The following is a 17,627-nucleotide window of genomic DNA, read 5'->3' on the forward strand; positions in this document are numbered from 1 at the left end:
CGAACCCGTCGCGCCCGAACCCGTCGCGCCCGAACCCGTCGCGCCTGGAGCACCGGCGCAGGTGCCGGTGGCGGTGGCGGTGACGGCCGAGGACGTCCGCGCCGAGGTGGAGGACGTGCTCGGCGAGGTGCTCTACCTCGACCGGGAGGAGATCGACTCGGACCGCACGTTCGCCGAGATGGGGCTGGACTCGGTCGGCGCGGTGGAGATCATCGGCAAGCTCAACCGCCGCCTGGGCACTGATCTGGACTCCACCGCCGTGTACGACCGGCCGACCGTGCCCGCGCTCGCCGAGGCGGTGGCCGAGGACCTGACGCGGTCCGCCGCCCTCCGCGCCGCCGCGACCGATCCCGGTCCCCGGCGCGTCGAGGCGCAGCCCGCGCCCGAACCGCCGGTCGCCTCCGCGCGGGTGGCGGCCCCCGAATCGGCCCCCGAATCGGCCCCCGAATCGGTCCCCGAATCGGTCCCCGAATCGGTCCTGGAGAAGAACCCGGAGCCCGCTCCGGGTGCCGGTCAGGTGAGGCTGACGCCCCTGCCCACCGATCCGCGGCCGGTGGTCGCACCGCCCGCTCCCGCGCGGGGAGCGGCCGAGCCGCCCACCACGGGGCGGGAGATCGCGGTCATCGGCATGTCGGGCAGCTTCCCCGACGCCCCTGACCTCGACGCGTTCTGGGACAACCTGGCCAGGGGCCGGTGCAGCATCCGCGAGGTGCCACCGCACCGGTGGGACGTGGGCGAGCACTTCGACCCCGACCGGCGGGCGCCGGACCGCACCTACAGCAAGTGGGCGGCGATGCTGGACGACGTCGACGTGTTCGACGCGCAGCTGTTCAACCTGTCACCGCTCGACGCCGAGGCGATGGACCCGCAGCAGCGGCTGTTCCTGCGCCACGCGTGGGCCGCGCTGGAGGACGCGGGCTACGCGGGCGACCGCGGCAGGCGCCCCTGGGGCGTGTTCGCGGGGTGCGCCGCCGGGGACTACACCGACCTGCTCGACGCGGCGGGCCGGGGGCTGTCCGCCCAGGCGTTCCTGGGCAACGCGCCGTCCGTGCTGGCGGCCCGCATCGCGTACCTGCTCGACTTCAGCGGTCCCGCGGTAGCCCTGGACACCGCGTGCTCGTCCTCGTTGGTGGCGCTGGACCTGGCCTGCGCCAGCCTGCTGCGCGGCGAGTGCGACGCGGCGGTGGCGGGCGGTGTCGCGGTCATGTGCACGCCCAAGATGCACGTCTGGACCAGCAGGACCGGCATGTTGTCGCCCACGGGCCGCTGCCGCCCGTTCGACGCGGGCGCCGACGGCATCGTGCTGGGCGAGGGCGTCGGCGTGGTGGTGCTCAAGAAGCTCGACCGCGCGCTGGCCGACGGCGACCACGTCCACGGCGTGATCCTCGCCAGCGGCGTAAACAGCGACGGCAAGACCAACGGCATCACCGCGCCCAGCGCCCGCGCGCAGGCCGACCTGATCAGGCGCGTGCACGACCTCGCGGGCGTCCGGCCCGCGGACGTCGGGTACGTGGAGGCGCACGGCACCGGCACCGAGCTGGGCGACCCGATCGAGGTGAAGGCGCTCAACGCGGCGCTGAGCCCGGCGGACGGCCGGACCAGCAGCGGTCTCGGGTCGGTGAAGGGCAACATCGGGCACACCACCGTGGCGGCCGGGATCGCCGGCCTGCTGAAGGTGCTGCTGGCGCTGCGGCACGGCCAGCTGCCGCCCACGCCGGGCTACGAGGTGCCCAACCCCCACATCGACTTCGGCGCGGGGCCGCTGCGCGTGGTGCGCGAGCTGGAGCCGTGGCCGCCGGGGCCGTCCGGGCGGCGGGTGGCGGCGGTGAGCAGCTTCGGCTTCAGCGGGGTCAACTGCCACGTCGTGGTGGCGGAACCGCCCGCGCGGACGGAGGGCGCGCCGAACTCCCGCGCCGAGGTGGTCGTGCTCTCCGCGCGCGACGAGGAGGGGCTGCGCCGCCGGGCGGCGGACCTGGCCGACCACCTCGACGGACCGGGAGCTGGCCACCGCCTCGCCGACGTCGCGCACACCCTGGCGGTGGGGCGTCGCCACCTGCGGGCGCGGGCCGCGGTCGTCGTGGCCGACCGCGCGGCCCTGCTGGCGTGGCTGCGCGCCGTGGCGGACGGCCGCACCCCGCCCGCCGCGGACCGGACGGCCCCGCAGGCGCTGCGCGACCTCGCGCTGGCCTACGCCCGCGGCGAGGACCCCGACTGGGCGGAGCACCACCGGGACCGCCCGGTGCGCCGGGTGCCGCTGCCGCCGTACCCCTTCGCCCGCGAGCGGCACTGGGTGCGGGCGGACGACGCGCCCCTGCTGAGCGGAACCACCCGGTCCGGTGACACCACCACCCACGAGCTGCGGCTGACCCCGGACCACTGGCTGGTCGCCTGCCACCACGTCGGCGGGGCGCCAGTGCTGCCCGCCACCGCCTCGGTCCTGCTGCTGGCCTCGGTCGCCCCGGTCGAGGGGGCGGTGGCCATCCGCGGTCTGCGGTGGTCCCGGCCGCTGGTGGTCCGGGCTCCCCGCACGGTGTCGCTGGTGGTGCGGCCGAAGCGCGACGGCGTCGCCGTGACCCTGGCCGACGAGTCGGGGGAGTGCGCCCACGGCGCGGTCCACCCGCTCACCGACGACGGCGAGCGCCTCGACGCGGCGGCGGTGAGCGAGCGCTGCCCCGAGCCGGTCCCGGTCGAGCAGGTGTACCGGCGCTTCGCGTCGGCCGGTCTGGACTACCGCGGCGACCACCGGGGCCTGGAGGAGTTGCGCCGGGGCCGTGACGAGGCGATCGGCGTGCTGCGCGCGGCGGACCGGGTGGACCCGGCGGGCGCCGCACTGGTCCCGGCCACCCTCGACGCCGCTCTCCAGGCCGCCGTGGTGCTGGTGGCCGAGGGCGCGAACCCCCGGCCGCTGCTGCCCTTCGCGGTGGAGCGCGTGGACGTCCTCGACCGGCGGGCCGCACCGCGCTACGCCCACGTGCGCAAGGAGGGCGACTTCCGGTTCTCCGTTCGCGTCGCCGATGCCGCGGGGCACGTCTGCGTGCGCTTGGACGGCCTGCGCCTGCGTGCGGCGCCCGAGCCCGCCCGCACCGACGGGCCGTTGGCGGAGGACGCGGATCTCGTCCCGGAGACGGTGTTCGTGCCCCGGTGGGAGCCGGCCCCGGCCACGGCAGCGGCGCGGGGCCGGGCGCGGGGCAGGGTGGCGGTCGTCGCCGCCCCCGACGACCCCCTCGCACTGGCGCTGCTGGCCCACGGGGAGCCGGAGCACGCGGTGTGCGTGTCCCCCGCCGAGGCCGACGCGCTGTGGGGCGACCCGCGGCGGCCGTTCGACGTGGTGCACGTGGTCGCCGCGCCCGACGACCGCACCGGGCACTCGGCCGTGCTCGACCTGTTCCGCCTGGTGAGGGGCATGATTGACGCGGGCTGGGCCAGGCACCCGCTGACCCTGTCGGTGGTCCTGCGCGGCGCGGTGGCGGTGTCCGGCGAGGAGGTGCCCGACCCTGCCGCCGCCGCGCTGGTCGGGCTGGTCGGCGCGATCCGGGCCGAGCACCCCCGCTGGCGGGCCGGGTGCGTCGACGTCGGGTCGGCCGCGGCGGACCCGCTGCTCGCGGCGCGGATCGCGGGCGAGGAACACACCGAGCGGGTGGTCGCGCTGCGCGGGGAGCGACGGCTGGTCCGGCGGCTGGTCCCCGCGCCGGGGGAGGGGGCGGCCAGGGCGGTGTTCCGCCCCGGCGGCACGTACCTGGTCGTCGGCGGGGCGGGCGGCCTCGGCCGCGCCTTCAGCGCGCACCTCGCGCGCACGGTGGGGGCCCGCCTGGTCTGGCTGGGCCGCCGCCCCGAGGACGACGGCGTCCGGGCGGCCCGTGCGGAGGTCGAGCGGCTCGGCGGCCAGGTCGCCTACCTGCGGGGCGACGTGGGCGACCCGGCCGCGCTGCGCGCCGCAGTCGACGTGGCGAAGACCCGCTTCGGGGCCTTGCACGGGGTCGTGCACGCCGCGATGGTGCTGCGCGACCGCGCGCTGGCCACGATGCGCGAGGAGGACTTGCTGGAGGTGCTGGCGCCCAAGGCAGCAGGCGCCGTCGCGCTCGGCGAGGCGCTGGCGGGCGAACCGCTGGATTTCCTCGCCTACTTCTCCTCCGCCGTGACCTGCACCGACGCCGCGGGCCAGGGCAACTACGCGGCCGCGAGCTGGTTCGAGGACGCCTGTGCCCTGGCGCTGCGCGCCGCGGGCCTGCCCGCGACCGCGATCGACTGGGGCTACTGGGGCAGCGTCGGCGCCGTCGCCACACCCGAGCACCGGGAGCGATTCGCCGCCCTGGGCATCGCCCCGCTCGAACCGGCCGACGGCATCGCGGCGCTGGAGCGCGTCCTGCGCGCAGGCCTGCCACAGGCCCTGGTGGTGAAGGGCACCGGGGAGGGGCTGGCGAGACTGGGCGCGGGCCCCCGGCCGGACCCCGACATCGCGGGCGCCGTCGCCGGATACGCCGAGCTGGACGAGTGCAGCCGGGCGCTGCTGGCCCGCGTGTTCCTCGGGATGCCCGGTGCGCCCGCACCGGGCGAGCGGGTGGACCTCGCCTGCCTGGCCGAGCGGCTCCCCGTGGCCCCGGAGCAGGGCAGGCTGTTCGACGCGGTGCTGGACGCGCTGGTCCGCGCGGGCGTGGTCCGGCTGGGCGACGGGTGGGTGGAGGTCACCGGCGCGGTGCCCGAGGACACCACGGCCGAAGTCGCCGCCCGGTACCCGGAGCTGGCAGGCCACCTGCGCCTGCTGCGCACCTGCGCGGCGGCGCTGCCCGAGGTGCTCGCGGGGACCCGGCGCGGGGTCGAGGTGCTGTTTCCCGGCGGCTCGACGGAACTGCTCGACGAGGTGTACCGGGGCAACACCGGCGCGGACTTCCACCACCGGCTGGTCGCCGAGGAGGTGGTGGCCGCGGTCCGCGAGGTCGCTCGGGCGACGGGGCGGCCCGCGGAGGTCCTGGAGGTCGGTGCGGGCACCGGGGCGAGCACCGCGTTCGTGCTCGACGCCTGCGCCGGGCTCGACCCGCTGCCCCGGCTGCACTTCACCGACGTGTCCCCGGCGTTCCTCAACCGCGCGCGCGAGCGCTTCGGCGTCGAGCACCCCAACGTGACCTTCGGGCTGTTCGACGTCGAGCAGGACCCGATGGCGCAAGGGCTGGCCGCGCCGGGCTACGACGTCGTGGTCGCGGCCAACGTCCTGCACGCCACCGCCGACATCGGCCGCGCGCTCGCCACCGTGGCCGGGCTGCTGCGCCCCGGCGGGCTGCTGGTGGTCAACGAGGCCACCCTGGCCACCGACTTCCTGACCGCGACGTTCGGCCTGACGCCCGGCTGGTGGCGGTTCCGCGACCCGGCCGCGCGGCTGGACCGCTCGCCGCTGCTCGGCCCCGCCCAGTGGCGCGACGCGCTGACCGGGGCAGGACTGGCGGTGCGGCGCGTGCGCGGCGTGCCGGGCACCCCGGAGGACCGGCTGGCGCAGTGCGTCGTGGTGGCCGAGCGGCAGCGGGTCGAACCCGCCGGACCGCCGGTCCCGGCGGGACCGCTCACCCGCGCCGCCGTCGTCGACTACGTCCGGCGGGTGTTCGCCGAGGTGCTCAAGTTCCGCTCGGCGGACCTCGACGAGCGGGCGACGTTCGAGACCTTCGGGGTGGACTCGCTGGTGAGCCTGTCCATCGTGGACCGGTTCGAGCGGGACCTGGGCGAACTGCCCGCCACCCTGCTGTTCCAGCGCACGACCATCGAGGAGCTGGCCGAGCACTTCGAGCGGCACTGCGGCGACCGGTTGGCGGCGGTGCTCACGCCATCGCGGCGGGACGCGGCACCCGGCCGCGTCGCCGCCGCACCCGCCGCGGAGGACCCAGCGGAGGCTCCGGCCGACGCCCTCCCGGGGGACACCTCGGGGGACACCTCGGGGGACATCGCCGTCATCGGCGTGACGGGCCGGTATCCCGGCGCGCCGGACCTCGACGCGTTCTGGCGCAACCTCCGCGCGGGGCAGCGGTCGGTCACCGCGGTGCCGCCGGAGCGGTTCGACTGGGCCGGTTTCGACTGGGACGAGCTCTACGACCCGGAACCGGGGAAGCCGAACCGCAGCTACGGCCGCTGGGGTGGGTTCATCGAGGGGGTCGACCGGTTCGACCCCGGCTTCTTCGGCATCCTGCCCCGCGACGCGGCGACCATGGACCCCCAGGAGCGGTTGTTCCTGGAGACCGCGTGGACGCTGCTGCAGGACTCGGGTCACCTCGCCGACACCACCCGCGAGCGGTCCACGGGTGTGTTCGTCGGCACGATGTACGGGACCTACGGCCAGCTGGCCGCGGCGGGCGGGTGGCGGGCGGGCCGGTTCACCGACGGGCACTCGCCGTACTGGTCCATCGCCAACCGCGTGTCGTACACGCTGGACCTGCGCGGGCCGAGCTTCGCGGTGGACTCCGCCTGCTCGTCCTCGCTGACCGCGGTGCACCTGGCCGTGCAGAGCCTGCGCAGGGGCGAGTGCCGGATGGCCATCGCAGGCGGGGTCAACCTCGTGCTGCACCCCGCGCACCTGGTCGCGCTGTCGTCGATGCGGATGCTGTCCCCGGACGGGGCCTGCAAGGTCTTCGACGAGCGGGCCGACGGCATCGTGCCGGGGGAGGGCGTCGGCGCGGTGCTGCTCAAGCCGCTGGCGGCGGCCGAGGCGGACGGGGACGACATCTGGGCGGTGATCAAGGGCACCCGCGTCAACGCGGGCGGGCGCACCGCGGGGTACACGGTGCCGAACCCGAACGCGCAGGCCCGGCTGGTGGCCGAGGCGATCCGCGAGTCCGGTGTGGACCCCCGCACCATCGGCTTCGTCGAGGCGCACGGCACCGGCACGTCGTTGGGCGACCCGATCGAACTCGCCGCGCTGTCCGAGGCCCTGCGCGAGGTCGGCGGGCCCGAGCGGTGCCTGGTCGGGTCGGTCAAGGCCAACATCGGGCACCTGGAGGGCGCGGCGGGCATCGCCGGGCTGACCAAGGTGCTGCTCCAGCTCAGGCACGGCGTGGTCGCGCCGTGCGCGAACCTGCTCCGGGTCAACCCGAAGATCGACCTGCGGTCCACCCCGTTCGTCCTGCCGACCGAACCGGTCGACTGGGCCGCGCCGCGCCGGGCCGGGATCAGCTCGTTCGGCGCGGGCGGGGCCAACGCGCACGTGGTCGTCGAGGGCTACGCCCGGCCACCCGCCGCCGCGCCCGCCGAGGGCGAGCAGGTGTTCCTGCTGTCCGCGCGCACGTCGGAGCAGTTGCGCACCGCGGCGGCCGACCTGGCCGACGCGGTGGCCGCCCGGCTCGACCTGTCGCTCGCCGCCTTGGCGCACACCACGCAGGTGGGCCGCGCGGAGTTCGGCGAGCGGCTCGCCGTGGTCGCGGGGGGCAGCGGGGAGCTGGTGGAGCGGCTGCGCGCGGCGAGCGCCGGGCGGTCCGCCGAGGGCGTCGTGCTGGGCACGGCGGAACGGCCCGGCGAGGCCGCGGACGAGGACGGCTTGGTCGCCCAGCTGGTCGCCGGGCGCCGATTGCGCGCGCTGGCGAAGCTGTGGGTCGGCGGGACGCCCGTCGACTGGCGCGCGCTGTGGCCCGGCGGCTCACCGGGACGAGTGGCCATGCCGCCCTACCCGTTCGACCGCAGGAGGTTCTGGCTGCCCCGACCCGCTCCCGCGCCCGCTGGAACCGCAGGGGGCGGCGCGGCTTCCGACGCGTCCCTGACGTACTCGCGGCCGGTGTGGCGGCGCGTCGACGCGCCACCGGCATCCCTGCCGCGGACCGCGCTGGTGCTCGGCGACGACCTCGGCGCCGAAGCCACCGCCGCGCGGCTGACCGAGGCCGGGGTCCGGTGCGTCCGGGCGTCAGGCGGCCGCGCGGACCTCACCGCCGCGGTGACCGACCTCGCGCAACGGGACCTGCTGCCCGACGCCGTCGTGCACTTGGCGCCCGCCACCGACGGCGCTGACGTCGCCGTCGAACTCGACACCGCGGTGTACCCGCTGCTGTGGGCCACCACCGCCGTGCTGGCCGCCGGGGGGCGGAAACCGCTGCGGGTGGCCGCCGGGTTCGAGCGGCGGCCGGGAGAGCACCGGCCCGTGCCCGCCGCGCTGCACGCGATGCTGCGCACGCTGGCCTTGGAGCACAGCGGGTTCACCGGCGTGTCGGCGGCTTTCGAGGACGTCGCCGACGCCGCGGGCCTGCTGGTGGACGAACTGCGCCGCACCACGCCGTCCGGGCCGCCGGAGGACCGCGTCCGGCAGGTGCGCCGCACCGGGGAGGGTCGGTGGGAGGCGGACCTGGAACCGGTCGACCCGCCCGGCGAGGTCCCGGCCGTCCCGCTGCGCGCGGGCGGCACCTACCTGGTCCTCGGCGGTGCGGGCGCGCTCGGGCGCAAGCTCGCCGAGCACCTGAGCGGGCAGGCCCCGATCACCGTCGTCCTGGCCGGTCGCTCGGACCCCGGCGCGCCGGACCCGCGCGGCCTGGCGGGGCCCGGTTCGACCGTGGTGTACCGGCGGGTCGACCTGGCCGACCAGCGAGACGTGCGGCGGCTCGTGGACGAGGTGCGCAGGGAGCACGGACCGCTGTGCGGTCTGGTCCACGCCGCGGGGGTCACGCGGGACTCGCTGGCCGTGCGCAAGTCGCCCGAGGACGTCGCGGAGGTCCTGGGCGCCAAGGTGCTCGGCGCGGTGCACGCGGACGCGGCCACGGCGGGTGAACCGCTGGACTTCTTCGTGCTGTTCTCGTCGGTCGCGGGCCGCACCGGCAACCTCGGGCAGGTCGACTACGCCTACGCCAACGCCTTCCTGGACGAGTTCGCCGCGCTGCGCAACGGGTTGCTCGCGGCGGGGCGGCGGCAGGGGCGGGCGGTGTCGATCTGCTGGCCGCTGTGGGAAGAGGGCGGCATGACCGTCCCCGACGCGACCAGGCGGCTGTTCGCCCGCCGGTGGGGCAGCACACCGCTGGGCACCGCGGACGGCATGGCCGCCTTCGCCCGCGCCCTGTCCGCCGGGGCGGACTGCCTGGTGGTGGCCACCGGGGGCGGCACCCGTCCCGCCGACGAGCGCGTCGAGGCGGCCGTGCCGCCCCCGGCCGACGCCGCGGCGTTCGTGCGGACCGAGCTGAGGTCGATCGCGGCGCGGTTCCTGCTGGTCGAGGAGCAGCACGTCGACCTGGACGCGGACCTGATGGACGCGGGCTTCGACTCGATCTCGCTCACCGAGCTGATCGGCGCGGTCAACGAGCGCTACGACCTGGACCTCCTGCCGACCGTGCTGTTCGAGTCGGTGAACCTGGCCGCGTTCGCCCGGTACCTGGTCGAGGAGCACGGCCCGGCGGTGGCCGCGAGGGCGACCACCGCGGCGATGCCGGACGTGCCGGTGAACGCGGACACCCCGGTCGCCGCACCCGCCTTCGAAGCGGGACCGGAGGGCCGGCAAGCCGGTGACGCGGAGCAGGCAGGCCAGGGAGTCGGTGACGTGGAAGTGGGCGAGGTCCGCGGACCGGCCCCGGCGGACGTGAGGGTGGCCGCCCCCAGGCCCACCCCGGAACCCGCGCCGGACAGGCCGTCGCCGGTCGCGGTGGTGGGCATGGCGGGTGTCCTGCCGGGGTCGGCGGACGTCGACCGGTTCTGGCAGCACCTGGTGGACGGCGACGACCTGATCTGCCCGGTCCCGCCGGACCGGACCGACCTGCTCGCCGACCACCGCACCAGGGACGTCCGGGCGGGCTTCCTGGACGACGTCCGCCGCTTCGACGCCGCGCTGTTCGGCATCTCCCCCCGCGAAGCGGCGCTGATGGACCCCCAGCAGCGGCTGTTCCTGGAGACGGTGTGGCGTGCGGTCGAGGACGCGGGCTACGCGCCGTCGTCGTTCGCGGGCACCGCCACCGGGCTGTTCGCCGCGGTGTCCGCCTGCGACTACGACGACCTGCTGCGGACCCACGGCGTCCCGGTGGAGGCGCACTCGGCCAGCGGCATCGCCGCGTGCATCCTGGCCAACCGCGTGTCGCACCTGCTCGACCTGCGCGGTCCGAGCGAGGCCGTCGACACGGCGTGCTCCAGCTCGCTGGTGGCGCTGCACCGGGCCGTGCGGGCCATCCGGTCGGGGGAGTGCGACGCGGCGCTGGTCGGCGGCGTGAACCTGCTGCTGAGCCCCGGCCTGTTCGTCGCCTTCGCCGATTCCGGGATGCTCAGCCCGGACGGCCGGTGCAAGGCGTTCGACGAGGCCGCGGACGGCTACGGCCGCGGCGAGGGCGTGGGCGTCGTCCTGCTCAAACCGCTGGACCGCGCGCTCGCCGACGGCGACCACGTGTACGCGGTGATCCGCGGCAGCGCGGTCGGCCACGGCGGCCGGGCCACGTCGCTGACGGCTCCCAACCCGAAGGCGCAGGCCCGCGTCATCGTGGCGGCCCACCGGGAAGCGGCGGTGGACCCGCGCACGGTCGGCTACGTCGAGGCGCACGGCACCGGCACCCGGCTGGGCGATCCGGTCGAGGTGGAGGGGCTGCGCAAGGCGTTCGCCGAACTCGGCGCGCCCGAGGGGCCGCCGTGGATCGGCATCGGCTCGGTGAAGACCAACACCGGCCATCTCGAGACGGCCGCGGGCATGGCGAGCCTGCTCAAGGTGCTGCTGTGCCTGCACCACCGCAAGCTGCCCGCGTCGATCAACCTGGAGCGGCCCAACAGGTACCTCGATCTCGCGGACAGCCCCTTCTACCTCAACGCGGAGCTGCGCGACTGGGAGGCGGCCACCCTGCCCGACGGCACCCCGGTCCGGCGTGCGGGCATCAGCTCGTTCGGCTTCGGCGGCACGAACGCCCACGTCGTGCTGGAGGGCTTGGTCGAGCCCGAGGACGACGCCTCGCCGCCCGGCCCGCACGCGTTCGTGCTGTCCGCGCCGAGCCCGCGGGCGCTGGCCGAGTACGCCGGGCGGCTGGCCGACCTGCTCGCGCGGCGTCCCCACCTGCCGCTGGCCAGGGTCGCCCGCACGCTCCAGGTCGGGCGCGAGGCGCTGCCCCACCGGTGCGGCTTCCTCGCGGAGGACCACGAGCAGGCGCTGCGGACGCTGCGCGCGGTCGCCGAGGACCGCCCGGCGCCGGGGCTGGTGCGGGGCCTGGTGCCGGGCAGTTGGCGGAAAGCGGAGGCCGCGGACCCGGCGGACCCCGACGAGGACCCGATCGCGGCTTGGGTCGCCGGGCGGCGCGTCGACTGGGCGGCCCGGTGGCCCGCCCCGGTCCGCAGGCTGCCCGGCCTGCCCGGTTTCCCCTTCGCCAAGACCACCCACTGGTTCACCGAGCGAACCACCGACGTTCCCGAGGAGGACACGGTGCAGGACGACCCCGTGCGGGACGAGACTCCGAGGCAGGCGCCGCGGGCCAAGGTCCGGTTGGCGCGGCCCGCCGGTCGCGGCGGCACCGGACCGGCCGCGGGCGGGCCCGTCCCCGTGCCCCGGCGGGCCGGAGCGCCGTCCGCCCCGGAGCCATCCTCGGCGACCGCCGAGCACCCCCTCGCCGGGCAGGCGGACGGTGTGGAGGCGGCCATCCGCGACAGGCTCGCCGTGATCCTCGGCGTCGACGCGGACTGGCTGAGCCCGGACGGCTCGTTCGCCGACCTTGGCCTCGACTCGATCTTCCGGATGGAGCTGGTCCGCTGGCTCAACGACGCCCACGGGGTGGACCTCAAGGCCGCGGACCTCTACGAGCACGACTCGATCGAGGCGCTGGCGCGCTTCGTGCGCCGGTCGGCGCCCCGCGCGGGCGACCCCTCGGCGGCCGACGTCGGGACAGGCACGGCGGTCGACGCCGAGGCGGACACGGCGGTTGACACGGTGATCGACACGGCGGAGGTCCGGCGGCGGCTGGAGGAGCTGGTCGTGGCCACCGTCGGCAGACCCGTCGACCCGGCGCTGACCTTCACCGACAACGGGTTCACCTCGTTCGACATGCTCCGCCTGGTCAACGAGCTGGACAAGCGGTTCGGCCCCCAGCGCAAGACGCTGCTGTTCGACCGCCCCACCACGGCGGAGGTCACCGAGGAGCTGGTCGAGCGCTACGGCCCGAGCGCGCTGGAGCGCCTGACCACCACCCCGGACGGCGGCGGGCGGCCGGACGCGCCACCCGTCGCCGAGCGGGGCGGCACGATCGTCGTGCTCAAGCGGGACCTGCCCGGCAGGCCGGAGCTGGCCCGCGCGGTGGCCGAGCTGGAGCGGGCGCACGGCATGGAGGGCGGCTTGGCCGGGCGGGACATCGCCCCGTTCGCCCTCATCGGGGCCCGGCAGCAGGGCTACTTCAACGTCTCGGTCCGCAACGGCGTGCTGTTCGCCTGGAGCTACGTCGGCCCGGCCGACCGGTTCGACGAGCTGGCCGCCGAACTGGTCCGCCACTGCCGGGAGCACGGGCTGCGACCGAATTTCCTGTCGCTGGCGCCCCTGGAGCAGGTGGACGGCCAACCGCTCACCGCCACGCCGTTCGGGGCGCTCCAGCGGATCGAGGACCTGCCGTCGTTCGGCCTCGACGGCAGCCGGATGTCGCGGTTGCGGTACATGGTGCGCCGCTTCGAGCGACAGGGCGCCTGTCGGACGGTCGAGTACCGCTCCGGGAGCGACCCGGCCACCGACGCCGAGGTCGCGGCCATGCTCGACCGCTGGACGCGCAACAAGCAGATGGTCAACCCCTACGTGGCGGTGGTGCGCGACGAGATCCGCTCCGGCAGCCTGACCGACCGCCACCGGCTGTTCCTCACCCGTGTCGACGGCGAGCTGGCAAACGCCATCGTCGTCACCCGCATCCCGTCCACTCCGGGTTACCTGCTGGACCTGGAGTTCTACCCGCCGGAAGCTCCGCTGGGCGGCCTGGAGTACGCCATCACCGAGATCATCCGGGTGATCGTGGCCGAGGGCTGCACCACGTTCAGCCTCGGCGCCAGCTTCGGCGTCAAGCTGGGCGACGCGCCCAACGCCGACCCCGGCATCGAGCGGGAACTGGCCGAGCTGCGCTCGATGGGCGTCTTCGGCGAGGGCAACTTCCAGTTCAAGAACAAGTTCCGGCCGGTGAACCTGCCGATCTACCTGTGCAGGCCCGCCGACGACCCCACGCCGGTTTCCGAGATCATCCTCATGATCGCCGACCCCGAGCTGCGCGCGCCGTCGGCCGTCGCGCCCGCCACCCCGCCCGACCCGCTGGCGCTCCCGCACGACGCCGTGGAGCTGGACCTGGCGACCGACTCGTGGGCGGAGCTGGACGGCGAGGTCATCCGCCGCCGCTCGGCCGACCTCACCGCCCGCGCGGGCGGTGAGGAGGTCGCCGCGTCGTGGCTGCCGTTCGGGTACTCCGCGCTGGTCGGCTCGGGCCGGTCCGCGGAGGCGCTGCTGTGCGCGAACTGGCCGGGCCCGCGCGGCGCGGTGCCGCACAACGGGTTGTTCCCCACCCTGCTCGCGGCGCTGGTGACCGCCGGCTTCACGCCGGTCCCGGTCCGCCGGGCGGGCGGCGCGACCGGCGGCGACGTGGACGTGGACGAGCTGGCCGAGGTGCTGGAGCGGTCCGGGCCGGACGTGGCGTTCGTGTCCCTGGAGCTGGGGGTCAACGCGGCGGGCGGGCTCCCGGTCTCGCAGGCGAACCTGACCGCCGTGCGCGCGCTGGCCGACCGGCGCGGCGTGCCGGTCGTGCTGGACGCGACCCGCGTCGTGGACAACGCCCTGCTCGTCGCCGGGGCCGAGGAGGGCGACGGCGGGAAGGACCCGTGGAAGGTGGTGCACAGCCTGCTCTCGTGCGCCGACGCGGTGACCATGAGCCTCACCAAGGACTTCGGGGTCACGGCGGGTGGTCTGCTGGCCACCGGCGACGGGGCGCTGGCCGACGCGGTCTCGGCGCAGCTGGCCGCCGGTGGGCGCGACCTGCCGCTGGCGGGCCGCAAGCTGGCCGCCGCCGCGCTCGCGGACACCGACGCGGTGGCCGCGCTGGTCCGCACCCGCGTGGCGGCGGTCCGCGCACTGCGGGAGGTGCTCGACGGTGCGGGCGTGCCCCTGGCCGGGCCGCCCGGCGGGCACTGCGTCCTGGTCGACGCCGCGCGGGTCGCGGGCGACGTCGCCGACCCGGTCCGGGAGGTGGTGGCCAGGATGTTCACCGCCGGTGTGCGGGGTGCCCCGCACCTGGGCGACACGCCGGAACTGCGGCGGTGCGTGCGGCTCGCGGTGCCACTGGGGTGGTCCGTCGACGATGCGGTGCGCGCGGGTCAGCGGCTGGTGCCGGTGCTGCGGCCGCGAAACCCCGCGCGGAGCGCCGCACCGGCAGCCGGGACGCCCGACGACGGCAACCTGGCCGTGCTGCGGGAGCACCACCCCGACGTCCAGCGGCACCTGGTCCCCGTCGACGGCGGCGCCGTGGTCGAGGTGTTCACCGCGGGCGACGGGCCGACCGTGCTGCTCATGCCGCCGTTCAACATCGGCGCGGGGCTGTTCGCCCGCCAGTTCGCCGCGCTGAGCGGGAGCCACCGCGTGGTATGCGCGCACCACCCCGGCGTCGGGGCCTCGGCGGGAGCCGCCGACATCACCCTGGCGGGCATCTCCGCGCTCACCCGCGCGGCGCTGCGCGGATTAGGCGTGACCGGACCGGTGCACGTCGCGGGGGCGTCCTTCGGCGGCCTCACCGCGCTGGCGTTCGCCCTGGACCACCCCGAGGACTGCGCGACGCTGACCCTCATCGGCAGCTCGTACCGCATCGGCAACCGGGTCGGCGGGCTCGACCGGCTGGAAGCGGTGGCCCGCCAGGACTTCGACCACGTGCTCACCGCGCCGGGCGGGGAGCGGCTGGCCGAGCGGCGCGCCGAACTCGAACGCACGCTGCTGCGCTGCGAGAGCATGGACCCGGAGACCGGCTTGCGCTACCTCGACGTCTTCGCGGCCCGGCCGGACCTGGCGGCGCGCCTGGGCGACGTGGCCGCGCCGACGCTGATCGTCCAGGGCAGCCACGACACCGTCATCCCGCTCAAGACCGCGCACCTGCTGCACGGCGCGATACCGGACTCGCGGTACGTCGAGCTGCCCGGCGCGGGCCACTTCCCGTGCCTGACGCACGCCGAGGAGGTCAACCGGCTGCTGGTGGAGTTCACCGCTGGGAGCGCGGCGAGCGACGGCGGGGCGGCGCGATGAGCGCGCCGGTCCCCGCCGCCCACCCGCGGCCGATGGCGGACGGCTCGCTGGTCCGCACCGAGACCGCCAGCCCCGGCATGTGCGGACCGGTCTCGCTGTTCGCCGGTCGGGTGGGCGACTGGACGTGGGACGCGGTGAGCGCGTTGTGCGGCGTGGACGCCTACCGCGCGGTGGACGAGCGGGGCGAGCCCACGTACCTGTCGTTCTACTACTACCGCATCCGCGGCAGCCGCGAGCTGCACCCGACCGGCATCGCGTTCGGGGACCGGCTGCAGGTGGTGTCCCGTGTGCTCGACTGCGGCAGCGAGTCCGTGTTGACGGTGCACCGCATCCGCGTGGACACCGGCGCGGCGCCCGAACCGCTGGACCCGGACGCCTTCTACGGCGGTCCGCGACCGGGTGACCTGCTGGTGGAGAACTTCAACCGCTGGATCACCCGCACCAGGCAGCACAGCAACCGCGACCTGGCGCGGGCCTCGCCCGTCGGCTTCCGGCACGACCACCTGCCCGCCCCGCCCCCGGCGCACTCGCCGCGCCTGGCGTGCGCGAACGCCAGGCGCGGCAGCTTCCTGGCCGAACCGCCGCCGGACCGGTGGCCTGCGGTGCGCGGGTTCACCGCGGACTACCCGGTCGAGGCGGGCCGCGACCTCAACGGCGTGGGCCTGCTGTACTTCGCCTCCTACTTCGCGATCGTCGACTGGGCCCTGCTGCGGCTGTGGCGGCACCTTGGCCGCGGTGTGCGCGACTACCTCGACCGGGTGGTCCTGGACCAGCGGGTGTGCTACCTGGGCAACGCCGACGGCGACGCCGTCGTGCGGGTGCGGGTGGACCTGTGGCGCAAGCGGGACGACCAGACCGACGAACTGGTCGAGGTGGTCCTGCGCGACCGCCGCCACGGCTCGCTGCTCGCGGTCTGCCTGCTGCGCGTGCGCGCGGGTGCGGCATGACCGCCCCGCGGCCGCCGCGCGGCGGCCGGGCCGAGGTCGAGCGGGCGATCCTCGCCGCCGTCGCGGAGATCGTGCCGGGCGTCGCGCGGGCCGACATCACCGCCGACAAGCACCTGCGCGACCTCGGCGCCGACTCCGTGGACCGCGTGGAGATCATCCTGTCGGTCCTGGACCGGCTCGGCGTGCGCGAGCCGCTGGCGAGCTTCAGCGACCTGCCGAACATCGGCGCGCTGACCGAGTTCCTGTACGAGAGGATGGGCAAGTGAGCACTGCGCCGATCGGCATCGAGGCGCTCAACGTCTATTGCGGCCTCGCCCGCATCCCGGTGGCCGCGCTGTTCGCCGGGCGCGGGCTGGACCCGGCGCGCCTGCCGAACCTGATGATGGACCAGAAGTCCGTGGCGCTGCCCTGCGAGGACCCGGTGACCAACGCGGTGAACGCGGCCAAGCCGCTGCTCGACCGGCTCGACCCGGTCGAGCGGGCGTCGATCGAGCTGCTGGTCACCTCGACCGAGTCCGGTGTGGACTACAGCAAGTCGGTCGCCTCCTACGTGCACGAGCAGCTGGGCTTGAGCCGCCGCTGCCGGACCATCGAGGTCAAGCAGGCGTGCTACGCGGCCACGGCGGGCGTGCAGCTGGCCGCCGCGTACGTCGCGAGCGGGTTGTCACCGGGGGCCAAGGCCCTGGTCATCGGAACGGACGTGTCCGTTGTGGACGAACGCGCCGAGTACACCGAGCCCGCCATGGGCACGGGCGCGGCGGCCATGCTCGTCGGCGACCGGCCCAGGGTGCTGGCGCTGGACCAGGGCGCGTTCGGCCTGCACAGCTACGAGACCTTCGACTCCGCGCGGCCCGGCCCCACCTTCGACGTGGCGGACTCCGACCGGTCGCTGTTCGCCTACATCGACTGCCTGCGCGGCGCGTTCCGCGACTACGCCGACCGCGTGGAGGAGGCCGGGTTCGCCGAGACCTTCGACCTGCTGGCCATGCACACGCCGTTCGCGGGGATCGTGCGGGCGGCGCACCGGGCGGTGATGCGGGACGTGCGGCCCGCGCCGTCGCGGCAGGAGGTCGAGACCGACTTCGCGCGGCGGCTGGAGCCCTCCCTGCGGTACCCCCGGCTGGTGGGCAACCTCTGCTCGGGCTCGGTGTACCTGGCGCTGGCCAGCCTGCTGGACGCGGCGGACGTCGAGGGCGGTGCCCGCGTCGGCCTGTACTCCTACGGGTCGGGCTGCGCGTCGGAGTTCTTCAGCGGGGTGGTGGACGGCGAGTCGGCCGCGGCGGTGCGGGAGGCGCGGATCGGCGACCACCTGGCCGCCCGCTTCGAGGTGGACTTCGCCGAGTACACCGAACTGCTGGCCGGGAACGCGCGGTGCCTGGTGCCGGAGCGCGACCGGCCTGCCGAGGCCGCGCGGTGCGCCCCGCTGCTGTCCCGGTTCGGCATCGAGCGGGAGCTGCTGGTGTTCAACGGGACCAAGGGCTACCACCGGCAGTACGAGTGGACCACCGCCGGTGCGGCGTGAGACCGGT

4 protein-coding genes are annotated in these 17,627 nt (G+C 75.9%); all 4 read left to right on the plus strand.

Going from position 1 to position 17,627, the window contains the following annotated elements:
• The first annotated feature begins 61 nt into the window (after positions 1-61).
• Genes IEZ00_RS33995 through IEZ00_RS34010 form a run of 4 tightly spaced genes read left to right on the plus strand, consistent with a single transcriptional unit; the run spans position 62 to position 17,620 of the window.
• Positions 62-15,151 (plus strand): SDR family NAD(P)-dependent oxidoreductase, encoded by a 15,090-nt coding sequence (locus tag IEZ00_RS33995; protein WP_189223359.1) that lies wholly within the window; start codon positions 62-64, stop codon positions 15,149-15,151.
• Positions 15,148-16,098 carry an LnmK family bifunctional acyltransferase/decarboxylase gene (locus tag IEZ00_RS34000; protein WP_189223360.1) on the plus strand — a complete coding sequence of 317 codons (951 nt, stop codon included), beginning with the start codon at positions 15,148-15,150 and terminating at the stop codon, positions 16,096-16,098. The genes IEZ00_RS33995 and IEZ00_RS34000 overlap by 4 nt, the downstream gene beginning before the upstream one ends.
• On the plus strand, positions 16,095-16,364 hold the full coding sequence (locus IEZ00_RS34005; protein WP_189223361.1) for a phosphopantetheine-binding protein: 270 nt from the start codon (positions 16,095-16,097) through the stop codon (positions 16,362-16,364). Before IEZ00_RS34000 ends, IEZ00_RS34005 begins: the two co-directional genes overlap by 4 nt.
• On the plus strand, positions 16,361-17,620 hold the full coding sequence (locus IEZ00_RS34010) for a hydroxymethylglutaryl-CoA synthase family protein (protein ID WP_189223362.1): 1,260 nt from the start codon (positions 16,361-16,363) through the stop codon (positions 17,618-17,620). The genes IEZ00_RS34005 and IEZ00_RS34010 overlap by 4 nt, the downstream gene beginning before the upstream one ends.
• Positions 17,621-17,627: the final 7 nt, after the last annotated feature.

It is taken from the genome of Saccharothrix coeruleofusca (assembly GCF_014648515.1).
GTDB lineage: Bacteria > Actinomycetota > Actinomycetes > Mycobacteriales > Pseudonocardiaceae > Actinosynnema > Actinosynnema coeruleofuscum.